15 protein-coding genes are annotated in these 20953 nt (G+C 42.5%); 5 read left to right on the top strand and 10 right to left on the bottom strand.

The window, feature by feature from the left end; all coding sequences use genetic code 11:
• Positions 1-188: 188 nt before the first annotated feature.
• From serB to rarD, 4 genes are all read left to right on the top strand, one after another.
• Positions 189-1367 (top strand): phosphoserine phosphatase SerB, encoded by a 1179-nt coding sequence (serB, locus tag SWH54_16345; protein ID MDY6792835.1) that lies wholly within the window; start codon positions 189-191, stop codon positions 1365-1367.
• Positions 1368-1456: 89 nt separating this feature from the next.
• Positions 1457-2344 (top strand): amidohydrolase family protein, encoded by an 888-nt coding sequence (locus tag SWH54_16340; protein ID MDY6792834.1) that lies wholly within the window; start codon positions 1457-1459, stop codon positions 2342-2344.
• A 155-nt stretch (positions 2345-2499) separates the two neighbouring features.
• Positions 2500-2844 carry a cupin domain-containing protein gene (locus tag SWH54_16335; protein MDY6792833.1) on the top strand — a complete coding sequence of 115 codons (345 nt, stop codon included), beginning with the start codon at positions 2500-2502 and terminating at the stop codon, positions 2842-2844.
• A 31-nt stretch (positions 2845-2875) separates the two neighbouring features.
• On the top strand, positions 2876-3793 hold the full coding sequence (gene rarD, locus SWH54_16330) for an EamA family transporter RarD (GenBank protein ID MDY6792832.1): 918 nt from the start codon (positions 2876-2878) through the stop codon (positions 3791-3793).
• A 1035-nt stretch (positions 3794-4828) separates the two neighbouring features.
• Here rarD and SWH54_16325 read toward each other — a convergent pair.
• On the bottom strand, positions 4829-6811 hold the full coding sequence (locus tag SWH54_16325; GenBank protein ID MDY6792831.1) for a FlgO family outer membrane protein: 1983 nt from the start codon (positions 6809-6811) through the stop codon (positions 4829-4831).
• Between the two features lie 403 nt (positions 6812-7214).
• Here SWH54_16325 and SWH54_16320 point away from each other — a divergent pair, with 403 nt between their 5' ends.
• Entirely contained in the window at positions 7215-7940 is a 726-nt protein-coding gene (locus tag SWH54_16320; GenBank protein ID MDY6792830.1) for an SHOCT domain-containing protein, read from the top strand.
• Positions 7941-8668: 728 nt separating this feature from the next.
• Here SWH54_16320 and SWH54_16315 read toward each other — a convergent pair.
• The 9 genes from SWH54_16315 to hisI all read right to left on the bottom strand — a co-directional run bounded on the left by SWH54_16315 (position 8669) and on the right by hisI (position 20847).
• Complete coding sequence (locus tag SWH54_16315; GenBank protein ID MDY6792829.1) at positions 8669-10969, bottom strand: serine protein kinase PrkA; 2301 nt, start codon at positions 10967-10969, stop codon at positions 8669-8671.
• A gap of 6 nt (positions 10970-10975) precedes the next feature.
• Positions 10976-12628: a SpoVR family protein gene (locus SWH54_16310; protein ID MDY6792828.1), complete on the bottom strand. Its 1653-nt coding sequence runs from the start codon at positions 12626-12628 to the stop codon at positions 10976-10978.
• 45 nt (positions 12629-12673) lie between these two features.
• Positions 12674-14062, bottom strand: a complete 1389-nt coding sequence (locus tag SWH54_16305; protein MDY6792827.1) for a DUF444 family protein — start codon at positions 14060-14062, stop codon at positions 12674-12676.
• 186 nt (positions 14063-14248) lie between these two features.
• On the bottom strand, positions 14249-16309 hold the full coding sequence (locus tag SWH54_16300; GenBank protein MDY6792826.1) for a serine protein kinase PrkA: 2061 nt from the start codon (positions 16307-16309) through the stop codon (positions 14249-14251).
• A gap of 880 nt (positions 16310-17189) precedes the next feature.
• The gene (locus tag SWH54_16295; GenBank protein ID MDY6792825.1) at positions 17190-17612 is read right to left on the bottom strand and encodes a DUF3617 family protein; all 423 of its coding nucleotides are present in this window, start codon (positions 17610-17612) and stop codon (positions 17190-17192) included.
• 257 nt (positions 17613-17869) lie between these two features.
• Complete coding sequence (gene yihA / locus SWH54_16290) at positions 17870-18451, bottom strand: ribosome biogenesis GTP-binding protein YihA/YsxC (protein MDY6792824.1); 582 nt, start codon at positions 18449-18451, stop codon at positions 17870-17872.
• On the bottom strand, positions 18432-19577 hold the full coding sequence (locus SWH54_16285; protein MDY6792823.1) for a pyridoxal phosphate-dependent aminotransferase: 1146 nt from the start codon (positions 19575-19577) through the stop codon (positions 18432-18434). Before SWH54_16285 ends, yihA begins: the two co-directional genes overlap by 20 nt.
• A gap of 20 nt (positions 19578-19597) precedes the next feature.
• Positions 19598-20473, bottom strand: coding sequence for an ATP phosphoribosyltransferase (hisG, locus tag SWH54_16280; GenBank protein ID MDY6792822.1), 876 nt, complete (start codon positions 20471-20473; stop codon positions 19598-19600).
• Positions 20470-20847 (bottom strand): phosphoribosyl-AMP cyclohydrolase, encoded by a 378-nt coding sequence (gene hisI, locus SWH54_16275; protein MDY6792821.1) that lies wholly within the window; start codon positions 20845-20847, stop codon positions 20470-20472. Before hisI ends, hisG begins: the two co-directional genes overlap by 4 nt.
• Positions 20848-20953: the final 106 nt, after the last annotated feature.

Genomic DNA, 20953 nt, shown 5'->3' with positions numbered 1-20953 from the left:
TTTAATATATTTTGATATAAAATTATTATTCCCGCCGGGATGAATTCCTTATTGCTTTCCGCACTGTTACTTCGCTTTTGTTAGCCGGGCTTCAGCGACGTTCGAAATATTTGCTTTTAAAGTGAAATGTGGTATAACCGCTTCTAATTTTGTATAATAATTTATAACTATATGATATTAAAGGATTAATGATGAGCTCTCTTTATGTTATATCTGCGGTGGGAAAAGACAAACCCGGCCTGGTCCATTCATTGACGAACGTTCTGGCCGATTTGAACATCAATATCGTGGACGCTGATGCGCGAGCGGTCAGGGGCCATTTTTCCATGTTTCTGGTGGTGGATTTGGTTACTTCTAAATATAGCTATGAAGATATGGTTCAGGCTCTTGAATCTGTGAGCACCCATTTTGATTTGGGCTTGCGTACCGAAAAATATGTGGCCGGACGCCGTAAGTCCAACAAGAAGTTAATGGTACTAACCTTTATGGGCCGTGATCGCCCAGGAATTGTCGCTTCCATTTCAGGCATTCTATCTGAAAACTCAATCAACATAGAACAGATCAAGATGATTGCCCGTGGTGAATACATCGCCATAGACATGACCATTGACACTTGCGATTTACCCCATACCCAGTCCCTTCGCAAGATATTGTACAGACATACCGAAGAACTGGGACTCGATTTTTCCCTGCGGAACGACAATGTCTTTTCCAGGCCCAAGCGTGTCATTGTTTTTGATTGTGACAGTACCATTATCCAGCAGGAAGTGATTGATGAACTGGCCAAGACCGCCGGTGTGGATCAGGTTGTTAAAGAAATTACCAACAGGGCAATGAACGGCGCCATGGATTTTCAAGAGTCTTTGAAGGAGAGAGTCAAACTGCTAAAAGGACTGCCTGTAAAAAAGCTTGAATTGTTGAGCAACACAATCAAACTTACACCAGGGGCGGAGGAATTGATTTCAACCCTTAGATTTATGGGATATAAGATCGCTGTAATTTCAGGAGGGTTTAGTTTCTTTACCGACTACCTTAAAAAGCTCCTTAACCTGGACTACGTTTTTGCCAATGAGCTTGAAATAGAAAACGGTGTTGTTACAGGGAAAATAAAAGGAGAAATCATTGATGCGGAAAAAAAAGGCGAGTTACTGAAACAAATCGCCGATATTGAGGGCATTGACGCCGATCAGATCGTTGCCGTTGGCGATGGCTCAAACGACCGCTTTATGTTCAGTAATGCCGGTTTAGCCATCGGTTTCAATCCCAAAGAAATCTTAAAGGATTTCAGTGACGGTGTGATCACCAGCGACAATATTTCCGGGTTGCTCTATTTTTTGGGCATACCGGATACGGATAATAAAGAATAACCCAAGCGATGTAGGAATTTCTGAAGCATTCGTTTATAAGTGGACTGAGTATTTTGAGGCGCGACATACACGCCGGATGATATTTATTTATGATTATAGATGCACATGTACATCTTTTTACGCCAAAGGTGATTGAAAATGTTTCCGCCAAACCTGAGATGGTCGCCCAGCTGCACCTTCAAGCCGGTGAGGCAAGCCAAAGAATCGGAACTGCAGTCCTGGAGACCGCCTTGGACCGAGCAGGGGTTCATGCCGCACTGATGCTGCCCACCGCCAGTGCGGATGGGGTTTCAGCAGTCAACCGTACCGCCATGGCCACCGCAGCTGGATGTGGTTATTTACATACGGCGGGAACGCTGCACCCGGAATGCAAAGATCTTCAGGCCGAAATGACCACCCTGCACGCCGCCGGTATTCGGGCCATCAAGCTTTGTTCTTTTTCCCAGGGATTTATGCTGGATGCCCCTCATACAATGACGATGTTTGCTCAGATCGAGTCTTTCAACCGAAACCACAGTGATCACTTCTTTGTGGTGCTCGATACCTTTTTTAAGGCAGCCGCCTATTTCGGTACCGATCCGCGATATACCACTGATCCGGTGCAAATCAACCAGTTGGTACGGAAGTTTTCGGGGATCACATTTGTCGGGGCCCACATGGGTGGGTTAACCGCACCGTTTGAAAAGATCATCCGCTGCCTGCCGCCAGCAGATAATCTTTACCTTGATACCTCCAACGCCGCCCACACCCTAAAAGAGACTGAATTTATCCAACTCCTGCGGGTCCATGGCCCGGATCGCATTATGTTCGGTACGGACTGGCCATGGTTCGACCCGGGGGAGGAAATCCTGCTGATCGATGGATTGCTCGACCGGGCAGGTTACGCCGCAAATGACAAGGCCAAAGTCTTCGGAGGGAATATTGCTGAATTGCTGGCGATTGCCGACAAGGCATCATCTGGAGACAATGCGGCCTAAGGCGGGAACCGGGGTGATACAGCTTGAACTAGTATTGGACACCGGAAAAAATAGTAAATCGTCAAAAATAGGTCGGCTGAATCCGTAATGTAAAAGAGGCAGGCAAAACGGGAAAAGCAGAAAGAGAACCCTTTTAAAAATAAAGGAGGATTCAAATGGAAATTTGTCGATCAGCGGAAAAGATTTCCTGGATACCCCACCCTTCGGCACAAGGAATTATGATCAAGCCTTTGATTTCGCAGAAAGAACATGGGTTGAACGTGACCTGTATGCTGGTTAATGTTCCAGCGGGAAAGGAAGTCCCCCAACATATCCATGAGGAGCAGGATGATATCCTCTATCTGTTGCAGGGAAAAGCGGTGATGTGGGTGGATGGGACAGGGAGTTTTTCACTGGAACCCGGAGTCATTGTACGGGTGCCAAAAGGCAAGAAACATAAAATTTTTAATGTGTCACAAGATTTGCTGATATATGATGTGTTTTGTCCGGCGCTTATATAAAGCAAAGATCTATACGGAGCCTTAAAATAGTATGCCACCTGCTCATTCATCATCAAGGACCGAGCCGGTTTTAGGTACCTTTTATGCCTCCTCTGCATTTTTAATATGGGGTCTCAGCCCTTTTTATTGGAAAGCGCTTGGAGCGGTACCTGCTTTGGAAATCATATTGCACCGGGTTGTGTGGTCTTTTGTATTTCTGATGCCTTTAGTCATTTTACAGCGTCGCTGGCAAGAGTTCACTGATATGGTGAAAAATCGACGCATGCTGCTTATTCTTTCGGCAACGGGGGTTTTGGTGGGCTGCAACTGGTTACTGTACATATGGGCGGTTAATAACGACCATCTTATACAGGCAAGTCTCGGATATTATATCAACCCGCTGGTAAACGTTGTTTTGGGAGTCATATTTTTAAAGGAACGTTTGAGGCAACCTCAAATTCTGGCGGTGGTATTGGCCGGTGTCGGTGTTTTATATCTTACCGTTCACCATGGTGTTTTTCCCTGGATTTCTATCACTCTGGCCTTAACATTCGGCTTTTATGGTTTGATCCGTAAGGTCGTTGCGGTGAGTTCGGTGGTGGGGCTAACCGTTGAAACTATGGTGCTTTCCTTTCCCGCTACAATTTACCTGGTATACTTGGATGTAAAGGGGATGGGATCTATATTTCGGGTGAGCCATGGAACGGATTTGCTGTTGATGGGCGCCTCTTTGGTTACCGCTGTTCCACTGCTTTTTTTTACATTGGGCGCAAGACGTATTCTACTTTCCACAGTAGGGCTGCTGCAGTATATCGCTCCAAGCGGTATGTTCCTTTTAGCGATTTTTGCATTTAATGAGCCGTTTTCCATGGCTCAGGTGTGGACCTTTGTGTTCATCTGGACCGCTTTGGCCATATACACCACGGACTCTATACGTTATTACAGACGGAACAATCTTGTTCCCTCCTGATTTACCCAAAAAAACAGGAAGTTCCCTCAAGATGTCTTTCACTCAAGCCAGTGATAAAATCAAAACCCGTTTATGTTGGCACAAGAAAGATTTTTAATTCCCGGACCGGTTTCAACGGCAGTATTATTTTAAAAATACGTTGTCCTAGGGTATTCGCTGTCGGCATTGCTTTGTGAAAAACTTTTCATATTTTTTCTGAAATATTTTTCACAAAAAAAGAGGGTAGAATGGTTCTGCTTTCCAGGTAAGATTTTCTTAACTGCCTGTTATTTTGGATTATCAATCAATCTTGATAGTTTGGCACAAAGTTTGCTTTAGATTAATTTTCAGTGTGTCGGAGAACGCACTGCTTTTTTCGCATAGGGGCGGTCCTTGGAGAGGGGCCGCCCACAGCTTACATCTTTTTTCATCTTCCCTCCTTTCATTGGTGGTTTTTTAACCACTTCAAAAAGTTGCGCAAGGAAGTAAGTGACAAAAGGGGCCGTGTCTGGTTCGGAAAACACCCTTTATACTTTCTTGCGCAGTCTATTTTGGCATCTTAGCTTCATTTCTTGTATACTGTTTCCACAAATTTTCTTGCCCGACTGGGCACAACGAAACATGAAACCTAAAGTTTGACCAGGGAATCGCCTATTACCCCGTTTCCAGACTTAACAAATGAGATCGGTATGTTAAACGCCCCCTATCTTCTTAGTTAAACCCATACAGGCAGAGACGATCAACACCGCCGTGGGATTCTGTTTCTTGGGGCTATCTCAAATCTAATTGAAGCGAGATAGCTGCCGTACCTTCCTTTATAGAAAAGATTGTTAAGTCTGGAAACGGGGTAATAGGCGATTCCCTGGTCGAACCGAGCTAGGATTGAAAAACGACTGTTTGTTTCTAATAAATATGTTCCGTTTGTTCTTTCTTCTGAGTTTTTTATCATTTAAAACGGAATATGTTTACGGCAAACAGTATCGGACACCAAAGAAAAAATGATTTTAAAAGCAGACACAAAGGCCAGATAAAGCAGCCGAATATTTAAACAGATAGCTAAAAACTGTTCTCTATCATTTGAACAGCCCCTTTCGCCTGCTTGCGTACATAAGGGTTGTCATCTTTTTGGGCAATTTTCTTCAATTCTTCAACCGCTTGTTCAGCTTCACGGCCGAGATTGCCCAGTGCTTCCGCACACCCATAGCGGACTGCGTGGTGTTCGTGCGCAAGTCCTTTTATTAGATATGGCAGGGCCGCCACATTTATCTTTTTAATGGTTTCCTTGGCCTCATGGGACACGCCGTTATTATAGTCGGGAAACGATTCGATTAAAAGGGTAATCCCTTTGGGGTCAGTGGTTTTTATGTTTCCCAGGGTAACCGCGCAAAAACGGCGCAGCCTGCCGCCTTTACGACCAAAACCCTGCTGGCCAAGATATTTGATGACGGTCTGCTCGGCTGGTTTTGCCGCGGTTCCTATTTTCGAAAGGAGTTCGATAGCCTTAAGCTTCCTGTCCCAATCGCCGGATCGCATATCATTTTCAAGGTCCCTGATAGAGGGGGCATGTTCGCATGGGATATTATATTTTAGTATGTATTCGATACGGTCCTCTACCTGTGAGCGGAATCCTTTTTTCCTGGCTGCCGCAACAGACATACATATCATATCCGGTAGGGACTTGTTTATTGTTTTGAGATCATTTTTATAATTTCTTTTTTTGTTTTCATCTTGCTCATACCGGTCATCTATCTTCGATTCTATACTGCGTATGGTCTCAGTTATTCTGGTGGCCAACAGTTCGGATTTTTCACGATTTTGATAAAAACGTATTAAATTTTTCAGTGCTTTTTTTTGTATATCCCTGTCATTGTCCACCAGATAAATTATGTTTAAAAGTTTGGCGGCTTTTTTACTATATTTGTCATTATGAGGAATCAGCGCTTGATATTTTTCAAACATATATACACAATGGGCCATATTCTTCCGGTGATATACGTTTAAACCGGAAAGGAGGGAAAAAAACATCTTTTCTTTGGTAAACGACAAAGGTCGGCCTATCTTTTTTGCTTTTGTCAGCTTGATGATTTCATCGATCCTTTTTCTGACTTTGCTCTTTTTCTCATACTTATGGTTTAACATGGATGAAAGATGGATATGCAGGGCATAATCATTCATTTTCTTAAGAGCGGTCAGCATGGCTTTCCACTCTGCATTGTCCACCGTTTTGTCTGCTGATAAAAACCTTGCGATCGCCCTCGTTCGTTCGTCATTTGAGGGATCATTTATAGATATCAGGGTGTCAATTAAAAATTTATTATATTTTTGAGGAAATATATTGAACCGGATAAAGGTAGACATCACCTGGTAATGAATCTTTCCGCATTCACCTTCAAAGGGAATCCCTGTGGCGCAATCAACAGCATAATTGATCGCCTTCTTGTCTTTCAAGTTTTTCAATGACTGATTCACCGGTTGCCAAATGGGCTCGCATGTCGGTTTCTCTTTATCTTTTGGTTGTTTTTCAATTTGAGTTTTTATTGATGCAGTAAACGCATACAAAATTTCACCTGATCCAACATGAATAAACCTGCCGTTTATAACCACACTGTGACCCATATGAGTATATGAACCCGATACAATCGCATCTAGAGGCAGCAGCATACCCATCTTAAGGGCCTTTTTGGAATCAATTACACCGGATTGGGAAAGGGCATGCTCTTTTAAGAGCATTTTAAGTCTCTTCCTTTCTAAGAGCGTCAATGAATACTTGCTTAACTCGCTTACAATTGTATCTGCGATATAGCCGTCAAACCGGGTCTTTTCGCCCGAGGTATTGGCAAAATCAAGAACCGCAATTCTCATGCGTTTTTTATTTTTGGCAAACTTTTTTATTGCCTGAGGAATACTTTGACCGGCCTCTGCAGTATATGAAAAAGACAGGCCGCAGAAGAATATGAGCCAAAACGCAGTAAGGGTAATGATTTCCTTATGTTTAAATGTTGTGATACAGGGCTTTGGGTATCGGGATTGTTTTTTCATTTTTTATTTTTCCTCATATTTAATTTACCCTTGGATATCATAAAATGGGGGTTCATACAAATTCATAAAATCATCACTATCCGGATTCATGAAATACCTGTTATGTAAGCTCCTGGTTGACCTCTAAGGTGAAGCGAAAAATTCTTTGGCCGACCAACAGGTTCTGCAATGATTGGGGAAGTTAGTTTGGGATGATTGATGATGGATATTGGGGTATTGGTAGTTTTCTCGGCTTAATCTTGCTCATCAGAAGGGTGAATTCGAATGGCCACACCATCAAGAATTGACAGATTGTTTCTATTGCGATAATAATTAAACATGTTAAAGAGCCATTTTGAGTGGCCCCGGCTTATCAATTGACATATAAATTTTATGGAAAACCAGCAATCTTAAGGGGGAAATTATGCGATACCTATTAAGAGTTACACCAACCATCATGCTCATGATAGTTTTATCCGCCGTTTTTTGCTATGCTAAAGACAAAGCCATTTCGCAACAAAAACTGTATACTGCATACAACATTTGGAAATGGAGTGGGTTTAACATGAAGTGTATTAACTATAAAGGCGGAAGATCATTTATACCTGCCGGGACGGAGATCAGCAAGTCTAAAGTCACAGATTTTTGTTATGGCCATGATTGCAGAAAAATAATTAGTTTTAAAACGACGACCAACAATAAAAATTACAAAATTTTCTACACCAAAAACTATCATCCCGGAAAAACCATTGAAGACTATAAACGTATGATGTTTACTACCAAAAATTTTGCTGAATTAACCGCAGGGCTGACTCAACATGAAATAAATGCGATTAAAAAAGGAATAATACAAAACGGGATGAGCAAGGAAGCCGTTTTTATCTGTTACGGTCCTCCTCCGGAGCATGCCACGCCCAGTCGCAACGGCAATGTGTGGCTCTACTGGAAAAACAAGAGAACCACGGAAAGGATCGTATTTAATAGTAAAGGCAGGACAGGGCCTGAAATTATCAGACGAGACCAAAAGAAACCGGATACGGCCACCAGTGTGGAAGAAAAAATCCTGTTATTAAAAAGGCTGTTAGATAAGGGATTGATCACCCAGGAAGAATATGACAAGAAAAAAGCAGCATTGCTGGAAAGCCTGTAGCCAGAAGGCGGATTTCTGACTTCTTTGGTACGTCTTTGGAGTTAAAAAGATTACCATCCTTTTAAAGGAAAACCCAAGGCCGGGTCCTCAGGACCCGGCTTTTTTGGCCGGGTCATCTCGTCCTTTGTATTTTGCTATAAACCACCTCAAATATTTCAAAGCGAGCTTCGAAAAATGCCGTTTTGAAATTCCCTCTACCACATATCTTTTCGGTTATTTATGGCCGCTAATTTGAACAGCAAGCCAAGGATTTGACGTACTGCGCTAAAAAAATTGGCGCTTTTTGTCTTATTCAGCCGATTCTGTTTTTTGAAAACATCACCAACTCCATTGAATGAAAGACTATTTTAATATTGATTTTTTTGGCATGCTTTCTGCATTCCTTAATAAAGAAAAAATATTTTTTTTGCTATTTTGCAGCACCGCCTAAAAAAATCGCTTCAGGTTTTTTTAAAACGTGTCGATAATAAAAACAGGAAGATTTATATTGAAACTGCTTTTTCAAAGCATAAATATTTTATGAAGGGGGTGAGTGAAATGCAAGGCCCAGTGGTAAGTTTCTGCAAAAAAGAAATGATGTCTGTTTGCACGGCTGCCAGTGATTCAGAGCAAACCAACTGTAGATTTTATGAAAAATCCAGCTTGAGAAACAAGTGTATGTATTTTATTTTTGATGAATATTGCGATTGTTTAAAAGCCCAGATGGACGCAGTGAACGAATAAGAAAGTTAGGTTTTTTGCGGATTGGAAAATTTCTTTGCCAGATCATTGTCAATTACATAAATGCACACTTCCTTTGCACCCGGTTTGGTATAATTATAACTGGTGCATAGGTTATTGACCAGATAGGTCACGTCATTTTTGATCTTTTTGTCGTATGCTTTAAATCCTTCGTCATCATAATCCTTTATTGCCCGCCGAAAGTTCTCATTTTCCAGAAACGGATCCAGAACTTTTTCCTTAAGGTTATAAACATATCTTTCATGCAGAGATTGATAAATTTTTGTCTCGGTCACCGGTTTTCCCTCAACCATGATTTCCTGGGTCAATGTTTTGGAGGTGTACTCTTTCTGGGTATCTTCTCTGAAAGCCAGGCGCTTTTTTTCATTCGCATTTATTCCCACCAGACGAGATTCAATACTTTTTAGAAAATCTTCGGTAATTTCCAGTTTTTCTCCTGTATAAGTGCAGGTTTCCACAGCCCCTGTTTCAAAATTAACGGCAAAAAGATAATTTTGAATTTCCCTCGATATCTGTTCTTCATTGTAATAATACAAAGACTCTTTGACTTCCTGCAAAATGGTGTAGTCGTACATGCGGAGCAATGAGTCTAAAAAACCTTTGGGTATGGTTTTGCTGAGATCCTGACGGATTTTGGTAAAATAATTGCATATAATCGACATGTTAATGGGCTTGTTTTCCTTGGCGTACATTGAGTAAAGCTCATTGAATATTTTAATCGAATCACGCCCGGAAATGCCATGTATACCCTCTTTTTCCGATTCGGCAATGATTTTGCGCCGGCGTTTTGCCGTCAATTGTTTTCGATCTTCCTCGGTCAGCCAGTCGGGGATATGCCCGGTATAGATTTCCATTTTGAGAAGTTGAAGGTTTTGATCGCAATACAGACGATATTTTTCAGGGTTGCCGATCCATTCCAGCAGGGATTCGGACCGGGTATTTAACCTGGACGAAATAATAATCCTGGCAAAGTTGTGGAGCACCCTGGGGAGAAAACTTTCGTCAATATGTTTTCCGAAAATGTTTCTATAAATTTCCACCTCGGTATTCAGATCCATGACGTAGGGAATATTAATGTATTCAATGCGATCGGAAAACGATTTGAAAGCCTGGACATTTTTTTGATCTTCCGGATTCATAACGGCCAGAAGGAGTGAGTTCACGTTTTCTTCGATATCTTCCACCTTATGAATGCCTTCGCTGATAATGTTGTGCAATTCGATCAATCGTTCTTTGTTATGGGATTTAATATCCATAAGGGCATAAATCCCGTTGTTGGTCTTGGCATATTGTGAAAAAATATATTTAACCTGGTTGCTGTCCCTTAAAATGCTGTTTATTCGTCTCTGGAGCATGGCATTGCTCATGATGTTTTGCTTCATGGGCATGTCACCGGGATTGAAGACACTGATGCCTTCACCCAGGCGCCGGTTAAATTTATAGGGCCTGGCGAATATGGTTTCAAAAACTTTTTCAGGATTTTTAAATTTGTTTAAAAGCGCTTCGTATAAAGAACTGCAAATGGTGCATGGGCTATCCTTGAATACCCATTCGTATTCCTTTTCGGTGGAAAGCTTCCATTTGAATTCATCATTTTTAAACAGATCGTCGATAAACTCGCGGCGGTGTTCTTTGGGTATCATTAATATGGGGTTATCATGACTGGGGCAGGGGATTTCTATAAAATCTTCATTAAAATAAATTGCATCTTGTTGCTTAGGGGTCGGACCACGTTCAGAGGGAGGGATATCAAGCAGTTGGGATAATTTATCCAAAAGAGGGGCCGCTTCATTTTCGGCAAAGCCACCCATCATTTTACGGTCGAACCGCCAGACGGTTTCAAAGCGCAATCCTTCCTGGGTATTGGCAAACTCTTCGAATTTTTTTAAAAGGTTATTTAAAAATGTACTTTTGCCGCAGCCGGGAGGGCCTTCAAAGATATAGATCTTATTTTGCTGTGCCCCGCGTTTTAAGGCCTCAACCAGTCTGATGAGCCGGTTGGCGAAAAGCCGGTCGGCAAAAAACGGGTGGTCTGCTCCTTCAGCAAAAAGTTTGCTGCAATCGTAGTTCACATAATGAATCGATTCGGGATCATCAGGATATTCATCCACTCCCTCTATAATATAGGCCTTGACCATGTCGTGAAAGACCTGGAAGACATTGCGAACCACTTCATGAGGTCCGGCGGAAAGTATTTTAAGAAATTCAGTAAAGGGAACCGGGGCGCGCTGGTCCCATTTGTCCATACCCTTGTTGAGATGCTGCATTGCTTTTTGAATATTGTCCATGGTGTTTTATATATTCTTTTTGGAAAGCTTTCTGTTTTCCATGCTGTATAACACACGCTGCCACTTTATTTCCGGTTTTTTTAGCTCTTCTTTTACCGGGACGGGAGCTCCCGGAACAAAACCGGCCGGTGGTTGCGGTGGTGTAGGGATGATTTCGCTTGTTTCAAGCTTGATGGGGCCGCCCCAGAGATATTCGATTCCCATCATGGTGTTGGAAATAAATTCCTTTACCAGAGGTTTTTGTTCAAAATGATGCAAAAGATATAACGTATGATTGCTGCTTTTTTCCTGATCGATTTCAATATACGGGGGATGGTAAAGGGTGCCCATGAGCATTTTACGATAATCTCTGGCCTTCCTGCTTTTGACGTAAAACTCCCAGACTCCCTTATTCTGGTTTAACCTTCGGCCGGAAACAAAAAGTTTGTTGTCGGTGATAAAATCCTGATCGACAAAGGTGTTTACCAACAGAAAATCACACATGTTTTCACGAATTTTAAAAATAAAATCTTTTCCCTTTTTTAGATTTTCGTCAAACGTCTCTCGTTTATCCGCATCCAGAAGTTTTTTAAATTCAATGGAATATTTTCCTTTATCCGCAAGTTCCTCAATGTAATAAAAAAGACGCATTCCAAGCGCATAGGGATTCAATCCCACTCGAGGCAGCGATGTAACTGCTGAATGGACCCGGGCAAAATCCACCTCATGTCCCCTGATCCGGTCATCTTTGAGGAAAAGGGTTTCGTGCCAGTAACTGGCCCATCCTTCGTTCATGATTTTGGTTCTGATTTGCGGCTGAAAGAAAAGGGATGTCTTACGAACGACTTCCATAACCGCTTTGATCCATTTGTTTTCATCCTTTTTTAAAAATTCGGAATGCTTGATTATATATTGAATCAAATCAAATTTTTTTTCGGACTTCTCCTCAAGGCTTTTTTTGTATATCGCATCGAATTCGGGGTATTTTTCGCGTATTTCTGAAAAGAAATGTTTTTCACCCTGATCCCCATATTTTTTTATACAGGCGTTGTACTTTTCAATTTCTTTAATATATTCATTAACTTTCGTTTTTATTACTGTTTGAAGGAATACATCAAAATAGTAATCCAGCATATTTGAAGGTGTAGCGATCACAGAACGATCTAAATCCGAGAGCTTTTCATGGAATCCAACCAGGTTGTCAATACTGCGGCTAAATTCAATAATGTAGTCGACCCATCTTCCCTTTTCAGATCGCAGTCTGGCGATTAAACGTTTATCCGATAAAGCCTGACCGGTAAAATCGTAGTCCCATGTGTGGCGAAAGTATTGATTGTTTTGAAAAAAATCTATATGGGCCAGAACGTGATAAAAAATCATTACATTCAGCCAGTCCGGGTTGTTGTCATTATAAAACGAGATGGCCGGTCGGGTATTAATGACCGTTTCGTATGGGTTGCTGGGGTAAAGTTCATATTTCCCTTTTCCCTGCAACACCTGAACATCGTGGACCCAGTAATCGTACAGGGTAGGAATCATCACTTTGGGTGACAGTTCCAGCAGGTCCCTGTTGGTTACAATATATTCCAGGGTTTCATGCTGAAATCGCAGACCGGCACTAAGGGCTCTCTCCTTGCATCCCTCCATGATTTTTTTAGTGTGTTGGTCAATGAGTTCCATTGGTTATTCAAGTAGTTAAGCCATGTCCAGTGGACGTGTATGCTTTTACTCACCTATCAACTTCTTTATTCCTTCAATCAGGCGGGGTTCATCTGCATCTTCGGTCATGGCGTCGAGCCTGAGAAAATCTTTTTTTTCGATCAGGAGGTTGGAATTTTTAAGGTATCTTTCAACTTCAGTGGTCTGGCTCGAACCGTATGAGTGCCGGGCAACGGTAATTCCAATCCTATTGGCATAGACCATCATTTTTTTCAGCTCCGGAATGGCTTCCTTGCCTTCCGTGTCCCAGTCGTCCCCATCTGTGCCGTGAAACACATAAATGTTGTAATCCTGGGCCAGGTTTTCCTTTTCCACGGTCTCGTTCACCAGCCTGTAGGCAGAAGCCACTTTTGTGCCGCCTGCGACTTTGGAGTTGTAATAGGTATAAAAATCTTTGACTTCATTGGCTTCGGTGTCATGAAGAATAAAACGGGTTTCCACCTGCATGTCGTACTGATACATAAGCCAGCTGTAAATCAGAACGTGCTGGGCCACCACGAGTTCCGTTGGTTTTCCTGCCATGGAACCTGAGTAGTCTCTCAGGAAAAAAACCATGGCTTGCGACTCGTAGTCCTTTTCCCGGGAAAGAATTCGATACACCTTATTCTCGGGTGAAATCAAAAAGCGTGTCGGGTCGATATCGTTGATATCGGGCACATTCCCGAGGGTAATATTGGTTTCAAAGATTTTTCGCAATGTGGCCTTCTTATCAAGAAACTGCCCGAATCCTCGGTTTTTATCAGTCAGATCATGGGTATAACGGGTAAGGGAGCGTTTTTTGCCCTTATCTTTTAGGTTGGGAAGCTCAAACTTTTCGGTGAGAATTCTGCCAAGGTCGTAAGCGCTCGATTCCATTTCGTGAGGACCGCTCTCTCCTTCACCGGGTCCTGCTCCTGAGGCACCTTCTTCACGGACCGGTTGCTCACCAATCACTTCGCCTTCCTCACCATCGCCTGTTCCGCCGGATGGCTCAGCTTCATCGGTAACTTCCCTTAAACTGTCATGGATAAATTTTTCCTCCACGGTGGTGGGAACAATCACCACCTTATCTTTGCCGCCCTTTCCGGGTTTGATCAACCGTCCGACATTGATCTTTTTGGGAAACCCGTCTTTTTCCCTTTGCCTATCGCGCTCCAGCAGTTCGTCAATGGATCGAAGGCTGATATTGTAGTTGCTTTGAAGTGCGGTGAAAGCCTGTAACACGTCCAGATCATTATATTGGTAAATGCTGTATGGCACCTGAAAAAAAGTATTTGCACCTTCGGATGCTGGAACATCTTCGGGAAGGTGGTGGGTGCCTTCATAGTGCAGTTCAGCAAGAATTTTCTCTTCCCGCTCAGGGGTAAGACCTTCCTGTTTGAGTCTGTGATAGAGATTGATAAGCTTTGGATTCATGATTTACGGTTTGTGCGTTGCGGGTTGCGGGTTGCGGGTTGCGAGTTATGTTTCAAGGATGGTTTTCCTTTTTAAACAATCAACTCGCAACCCGTAACTCGTAACCCGTAGCATCATCTTTCAATGTTAAAAACAACGTGTTGTCTGGTATCGACAACACATTACAGATATGGCTTTATTAAGCGCCTATGTTTCATCCTCCTGAGTACAGAAGTACTCAATCGTTTTTTGTGCACATGTCTTGCAATAGTTAAGTTTAGAAAGCATGGTATCGACCATGCGGTCATACAACTTCTGGTTTTCCTCGTTGGTACGGTTGGCAAGTGCACCTATAAGACTTCCAGCACCTGCAATATCGGATTTAAGCCGGACATCGGTAATCGCTTTAACCAGCTCAAGGTTGTCCATGAAATCGTAATCAGGATCAACCGATATTTTCTGACCATATATTTTTCTAATGGATGTTCTGAACGCTTCCCGCTGTTCTTTTGTCTTCAGCTCCAGCCTTTCTTCCACACTGTTAATATACCGCTCGTCGATTTTTAAAGCCTTTAACTCTTTTGTCTGCGGGTCTTTATACTTCCACATCTTGTCCGGTCCCAGGTTTTCGGCATCAATACCAATAATCATGTTCACATAGTTCATCACATCTTTTCTAATGGCCAGGGGTTCGTCCATATATGCATTGAACATCTCGGTCATAATTCTTTCACGGTACAGGCCTTTGGCGGTTTTAAGATCTTCCAGATACTTTGCCCTGTCGTTCGCTTCGGTGACGTAGTCCAGAATCACCCGGTCCAGGGCTTTGAAAACGTCATATGCGAACATACACTTGCCTTCATTTGTCTCTGAGCTTTCAATTAAAAGCTGAATGGCTCTGCCAAGGTTTCTTTGCCCCAGGCCCTTTTGACCAAAACGATTGATAATTTCAGGGTCCTGGTTTAGCGTGTCTATCACTTCGGCCAAGGTCTTGATGCTTTTTTCTCCGGCGACTTCTCCTGCGGCCAGTTTCATTGTCTCAACAGGTGTAAGCTTTTCCGATCGAGGGAGGCGTGTCAGCACCGAGGCTGCCGATGCCGCATAATTTAAATTGGGGTCCTGGTGAAGATAATCCCGTGTCAATGTGGTCCGCGTTTCACTTCCTATGGCATATGCGGTAAGATCTTTTTGCAGCTTATAATTTGTGTTGTGAGAAACATAGCAGATACGGCATCGGTCTATAATCGGCGCTTCTTCTTTTTCAGATAGAAATCGGTGAAATTCTGAGTTGTTGCTGGTGGCAATAATCAGGGTATCTATGGGCCATTTATAGCCATCAATTTCAATGACACGGTTTTGGATGACCCCCAGATAAACCTGAACCAGATCTTTTTTGTTTTTATAAATTTCATCGGAAAAATGAATACCCCCGCCCGCAACACGGGAAAGAGCGCCCCTTCTCAAATCAAAACGGTACGGGTTGTTGGTATCTGAAATATGAAGCAGTCTTTGAATGGACTCTTCACCCAGCAGATCGACGGCCGAAGAGGTGATTTTATCTTTGGCCGGGTATTTCCCCGTCACGGTGCCCAGGCTTTCAGTTAAAGGTACCGGAATGATTTCGACGAATTTAAGCATTTCATCAATGTTGCCGTCGGCAAATTTTCTGATATCGTTCCAGATATACCCGCTGCAGGCACCCATGGGCCGGTAGTCATCGTAGAGTTTTTCAATTTCATTATCGGAGAATCCGATCTGTTTGACTAAAAAGGTCTTATTTTCATCAACGGTTTCAAAAAGGTTCATGGCCAAGATGAAAGGGTCTTCGTAGGTTTGGGATTCAATGGTGGTGATTCTTCCATAATTACCGATCTTGTCCATATCTAGAAATCTAAAAGTGTACCTGCGATTTTTTTCTTCTGCCAGAAAATTTCGGTATTTGGCACTTAAAAATTCCACTAAAAACGTTTTCCCATTTCCCGGTTCGCCGACCAGTACGAAAGCCATTTCTCTGGAAGACCCGCCTTCGGAAGCGTCCTTCACATAAGAGACAAAACTGTTGATTTCATCATACATTCCTATGATATGTTTTTTCCCGGTTCGAAAAATGCTGAAATCGTAAGTTGTTTTGCCATTCACCACTACCTTTTCAATTTCACTTTCCAAAATCATCCGGGTCACACTTTGAAAGGCGTTTTCAAAACTTCGTTTGCCTTCCTTAACAGCGGTCAGGTGATATTGAAGTGTATTTTTTTTCGATTTAGCCATTTTTCCTCCTGTTCATGCCTAAGTCATACACGTTTAGATACGGATTGTTTGAATGTGTCTTTTCAATAAATTGAAAAGGTTGTTTTCCTCGTTACCGGTTGAATCCATATATTCAATATAGGTTTCTACTAGTGGGTCATCTTTTTTAAGTGAAGAAGCAATTGCTTTATCGATATGGTCGACCCGCGGAAGAGCGTGATGGTGAGAGTGAGGGACAACAACCTTTTTTTTCAGGCTATTTTCTGCGCATAAAGAAATCAGCCGCGCTGTCAGTAGGTGGGCCGTCCGAACCATTATTCCAAGGCATCTGAAAGCATTATTTGAACACAGCAGCATATTGTCTCCATACAAACTGCATCAATCAATTTTTTCAGGCTGTTTTTCTTATACCACTTTATAGTGCAAAAGTATATTCTTTTAAAAAAAAGTAACAATTTGAATCACAGCAACAAACATGCCATTCAGGGTGTAATAATTAGGTGAAAAATGGGATCTGCTTGTTTTAACACCAAAATAGAGGTTTACATTAAATTTTAATGAAATCTTAGAGTGTACAGTCAAACATAGAATGGAAGTTATGGCAGGACTTTTCGACAAATTATTGACGGAATTAGGAGAATATTATGACTGTTTACTTCTGCCATCGACATTTATAGGCAATGACATCCGTTTCATCCCAATTCCACGGCAAGATCTTTATCAAACGGAACTTTTCGTCAAGCCCGCGCCTATCTGTCTCCCGGCAACATGGGGAGACAGATAGCACATTCGAATTTTGTCACTGATTGTAACTGAGAAGCACCCTTTGGTTATCCAAATAGTTTCCCGCGGCTTAGGGGCCTTATATATGAATGCCTCCAGTTGGTGAAAATTCAGCTGTTTACTTTTTACATTTTCCGATGCGCTCGCCGGTCATGGTCATTTTCATTTGTCCCTGTCCCGGTATGTCCATTAGAACGACTCCATCGAACCGGTTTCCTTTATAAGTAATTTTACCACTGCTTTTCACTTCGCCCTGCGGAGAGCCGCAAACCATCTCCCAGGACACGGTGTTGCCTTTTGTTTTGATGTTTTTGGTGCGACACTCCTGGCCGGTTTCAGACCGGCTGGGCACGGGATTTTGTTTCGTTAAACACTGCGTATAGGTAATCGGAGGCATCGGCACAGGCATTCCCGGTATTTCCATCTTAGAGGTAATTTTCCACAGGCCTTCATTGAAAAGGGAGCCTGCAAATGAAACAGAAACAAAGATAAAGAAAACAGCCAGCAACAGGGTAAACATAAGACAACTTTTTTTGCACATTGGACCTCTCCTTTCGTTTTTAAACAATTATGATAAACTGTTAAAAAGTCTTTGCATAAGCGTCAGATGGTTAAATAAAGAGATATTGTAAATTCGAGATATAACTATTTGAATATCGAATATCGAACAGGGAATTACCAATGATGAAGTGTGGAATCGCCGGGCTCTATCTTTTTAAATATTAAAAATGATAGAATACCTTACTTCGACATTCTGCGGTTCGAAACAAACCCATAAGCTCAATTTTTATAGAAAGTCTATAATATCAACTGATTCACCGCTTCCCAAACCTCGTCTTTTCCCTGTCGCGATTTTGCTGAAAACAAAACAAAATGGTCTCTATCTGTCGAAAGAGTGTTTGCGATTTGAGTTAACTGCTTTTTTTGCCTAATTTTTGAAAGCTTATCGGATTTGGTTAATACGAGTACGAAGGGAATAGTGTAATGATTGAGCCAGTCAAGCATGTTCATCTCTTGTTGACCGGGGATACGACGGATATCCAAGATCAGCACTATACCTTTAAGCGTCTTTCTTGTGGTCAAATAGGTTTCAATCATGGGGCCCCATTTTTTTTTAACCGACACCGGAACCTTTGCATATCCATACCCCGGAATATCCACAAAAGAAAGTTTATCGTTTATGTTAAAAAAGTTGATCAGTTGGGTTCGACCGGGTGTCGCACTGGTTTTTACCAGATGCTTTCTGTTTACCAGAGTATTGATAAGGGAAGATTTGCCGACATTGGAACGCCCGGCAAAGGCGACCTCCGGCAAAACAGCCGGAGGATATTGAGACGGTCTAACTGCGCTGGTCACAAATTCAGCAGATTTGATTATCAAGATACTTCTCCAACCTGTCCATGCCTTCGGTGATGTTTTCCATTGAGTTTGCATAGGAGAACCTGAGGTATCCTTCTCCGTTTTTGCCGAAATCGATCCCCGGGGTGACACCCACATGGGCTTTTTCCAGTATATCAAAGGCCAGCTTATACGAATCGTTGGATATATGGCGGGCATCGGCGAAGACATAAAAGGCACCGGTCGGCTCTACGGTAATTTTAAGACCCATTTCCTTTAAACGGTGAATCATATACTTTCTTCGCTTATTATACGTCTTTCTCATTTTTTCCACATCATCCCCTGCGTCCTTAAGAGCGGCAATTCCCGCCTGTTGGACCATGGAATTGGCAGAAATAAAAAAGTTTTGCTGTATTTTTTGCATGGGGCGGATAAAGGATTTTGGCGCAATCAGGTATCCGAGACGCAGTCCGGTCATGGCATACAGTTTAGAAAAGCCGTTTAGTACAAAGGCATTTTCCGTAAACTGCAAAATTGAATGCTCAACCCCCTCATAGACCAGGCCATGATAGATTTCATCTGAAATGATGTAAGGTGAAAATCCAGCGATTTCCTTCATTCGACTTTCGGATAAAAGGTTTCCCGTTGGGTTGGAGGGCGAGTTTATTAAAATAGCCTTGGTTTTGTTTGAAATCTTTTTATGGATTTGTTCAGGCCTGTACTGGAAACCGTCTTCCTGGTAAACTTCAACCGTAACGACTTCTCCTTCCAAGAATCGAATAAAATTGGGATAGCAGGCATAATGAGGATCTGGAATAATGACCTGATCATTTTTTTCAAGCAGCACCGAAAACAACAGGAACATGGCAGGAGAAGTGCCGGAGGTGATAATAATTTGATCCGGATCTAGCGAAACATTATAGGTGGAAAAATAGTACTCGCAAATTGCATTTCTAAGCTCAAGCAGGCCGAGGCTGTGGGTGTAGTGGGTGTGGCCTTCTTCAAGCGCCCTGCATGCAGCGGCTTTAATGCACTGCGGGGTATCAAAATCCGGCTCACCCACTTCCAGATGAATAATATGGGTTCCTTCGCGTTCCATCTCGTGTGCTTTCTCCAGCACATCCATGACAATAAATGATGTCACTTGGTCGATTCGTTTTGCAATCAATTTTCTATCCTTTTATAAAGTCACACCACCTTATTAAGCGGGTATTCAATGATACCTTCAACACCGTTTTTGAGCAACTGGGGAATAAGATCCCTCACAATGTCCGAATGAACAACGGTTTCAACAGAAAACCAGTCTGTTTGATACAGATGGGCAACGGTGGGGGCATTTAAGCTGGGGAGCATGGCCACCACTTTTTCCATTTGTTTTTCAGGGACATTCATTTTCAGACCCACCAGTTTTTCTCCCAGAAGGGCGCCTTTTAGCAAAAGAGCGATCTGCTCAACTTTTTCCCTTTTGTCCGGATCCTTCCATGCCAGGTGGTTGACAATAAGCTGGGTATTTGTCTGCATCAGTTCATGTATAATACGCAGGCCGTGGGCCTTTATGGTACTTCCTGTCTCTGTCACTTCTACAATGGCATCCGCCAGTCCTGATACAACTTTTGCCTCGGTAGCTCCCCATGAAAACTCAATATCGACATGAATATTTCGCTCTGAAAAATAATTTTTGGTAAATTCTACCAGTTCTGTTGCAATCTTTTTCCCTTCCAGGTCTTTAAGGGTATTGAGCGTTGAATCGTATGGAACGGCAAGAACCCATCTGGCGGGTCTTGCGCTTACTTTGGAATAAACCAGGTCTTCCACCACATGCACATCGGAACTGTTTTCAGCTATCCAGTCCTTGCCGGTCAGCCCGGCATCCAGTGTGCCGCTTTCAATATAGCGTGACATCTCCTGTGCCCTGCAGATGGCGCATTCAATTGTATCATCATTTATCTCCGGGAAATAACTTCTTCCATTAACGTTAATTTTCCATCCGCAGCGCTTAAATAGCGCAATGGTCGCACTTTGAAGACTTCCCTTGGGGAGCCCGAGTTTTAACTTTTCCTTCATTTATGATATACCTCCTTCGGGTCAAAGACCCGTTGTTCAGTTACTTTGGCAACGCCATGATCAACTTTCTTAAAAAAACAGCTTCTATACCCTTTGTGACAGGCCGCGCCGCCGATCTGTTGCACTTTAAAAAGAACCGTGTCATCATCACAGTCGATCCTGATTTCCTGCACAATCTGCATGTTTCCGGAAGATTCTCCCTTTATCCACAGTTTTTGTCGGCTTCGACTGAAATATGTTGCTTTTCCAGTGGAAAGAGTCGCCTCCCATGCATTTTCATTTATATATGCCAGCATCAACACTTCACCTGTTTCATAGTCCTGGACAATGGCAGGCAGAAGGCCACCGGTTTTGTTAAAATCAAGTTTGATCATAAAAAATAATTCCTTAGAGTATCAAAGGTTAACGGGTAAGCTTCAGGTTTCAGCGGTGGCTGGTTGACAGCCTTAACTCCTATTAAACCGTGAAGCCGATTCGTGA

It is taken from the genome of Thermodesulfobacteriota bacterium, assembly GCA_034189135.1.
Lineage (GTDB): Bacteria > Desulfobacterota > Desulfobacteria > Desulfobacterales > JAUWMJ01 > JAUWMJ01.
The sequence above is the reverse complement of the archived record's forward strand: the minus strand, read 5'-3'. Positions and strand labels throughout refer to the sequence as shown.

Excerpts from the sequence above, each read along its gene's own strand:
- rarD (MDY6792832.1), top strand. The coding sequence starts at position 2,876 with ATGCCACCTGCTCATTCATCATCAAGGACCGAGCCGGTTTTAGGTACC.
- serB (MDY6792835.1), top strand. The coding sequence starts at position 189 with ATGATGAGCTCTCTTTATGTTATATCTGCGGTGGGAAAAGACAAACCC.
- SWH54_16310 (MDY6792828.1), bottom strand. The coding sequence starts at position 12,628 with ATGGAACTCATTGACCAACACACTAAAAAAATCATGGAGGGATGCAAG.
- SWH54_16335 (MDY6792833.1), top strand. The coding sequence starts at position 2,500 with ATGGAAATTTGTCGATCAGCGGAAAAGATTTCCTGGATACCCCACCCT.
- hisI (MDY6792821.1), bottom strand. The coding sequence starts at position 20,847 with ATGATCAAACTTGATTTTAACAAAACCGGTGGCCTTCTGCCTGCCATT.
- SWH54_16305 (MDY6792827.1), bottom strand. The coding sequence starts at position 14,062 with ATGAATCCAAAGCTTATCAATCTCTATCACAGACTCAAACAGGAAGGT.
- SWH54_16300 (MDY6792826.1), bottom strand. The coding sequence starts at position 16,309 with ATGGCTAAATCGAAAAAAAATACACTTCAATATCACCTGACCGCTGTT.
- SWH54_16320 (MDY6792830.1), top strand. The coding sequence starts at position 7,215 with ATGCGATACCTATTAAGAGTTACACCAACCATCATGCTCATGATAGTT.
- SWH54_16315 (MDY6792829.1), bottom strand. The coding sequence starts at position 10,969 with ATGGACAATATTCAAAAAGCAATGCAGCATCTCAACAAGGGTATGGAC.
- hisG (MDY6792822.1), bottom strand. The coding sequence starts at position 20,473 with ATGAAGGAAAAGTTAAAACTCGGGCTCCCCAAGGGAAGTCTTCAAAGT.
- SWH54_16325 (MDY6792831.1), bottom strand. The coding sequence starts at position 6,811 with ATGAAAAAACAATCCCGATACCCAAAGCCCTGTATCACAACATTTAAA.
- SWH54_16295 (MDY6792825.1), bottom strand. The coding sequence starts at position 17,612 with ATGTGCAAAAAAAGTTGTCTTATGTTTACCCTGTTGCTGGCTGTTTTC.
- SWH54_16340 (MDY6792834.1), top strand. The coding sequence starts at position 1,457 with ATGATTATAGATGCACATGTACATCTTTTTACGCCAAAGGTGATTGAA.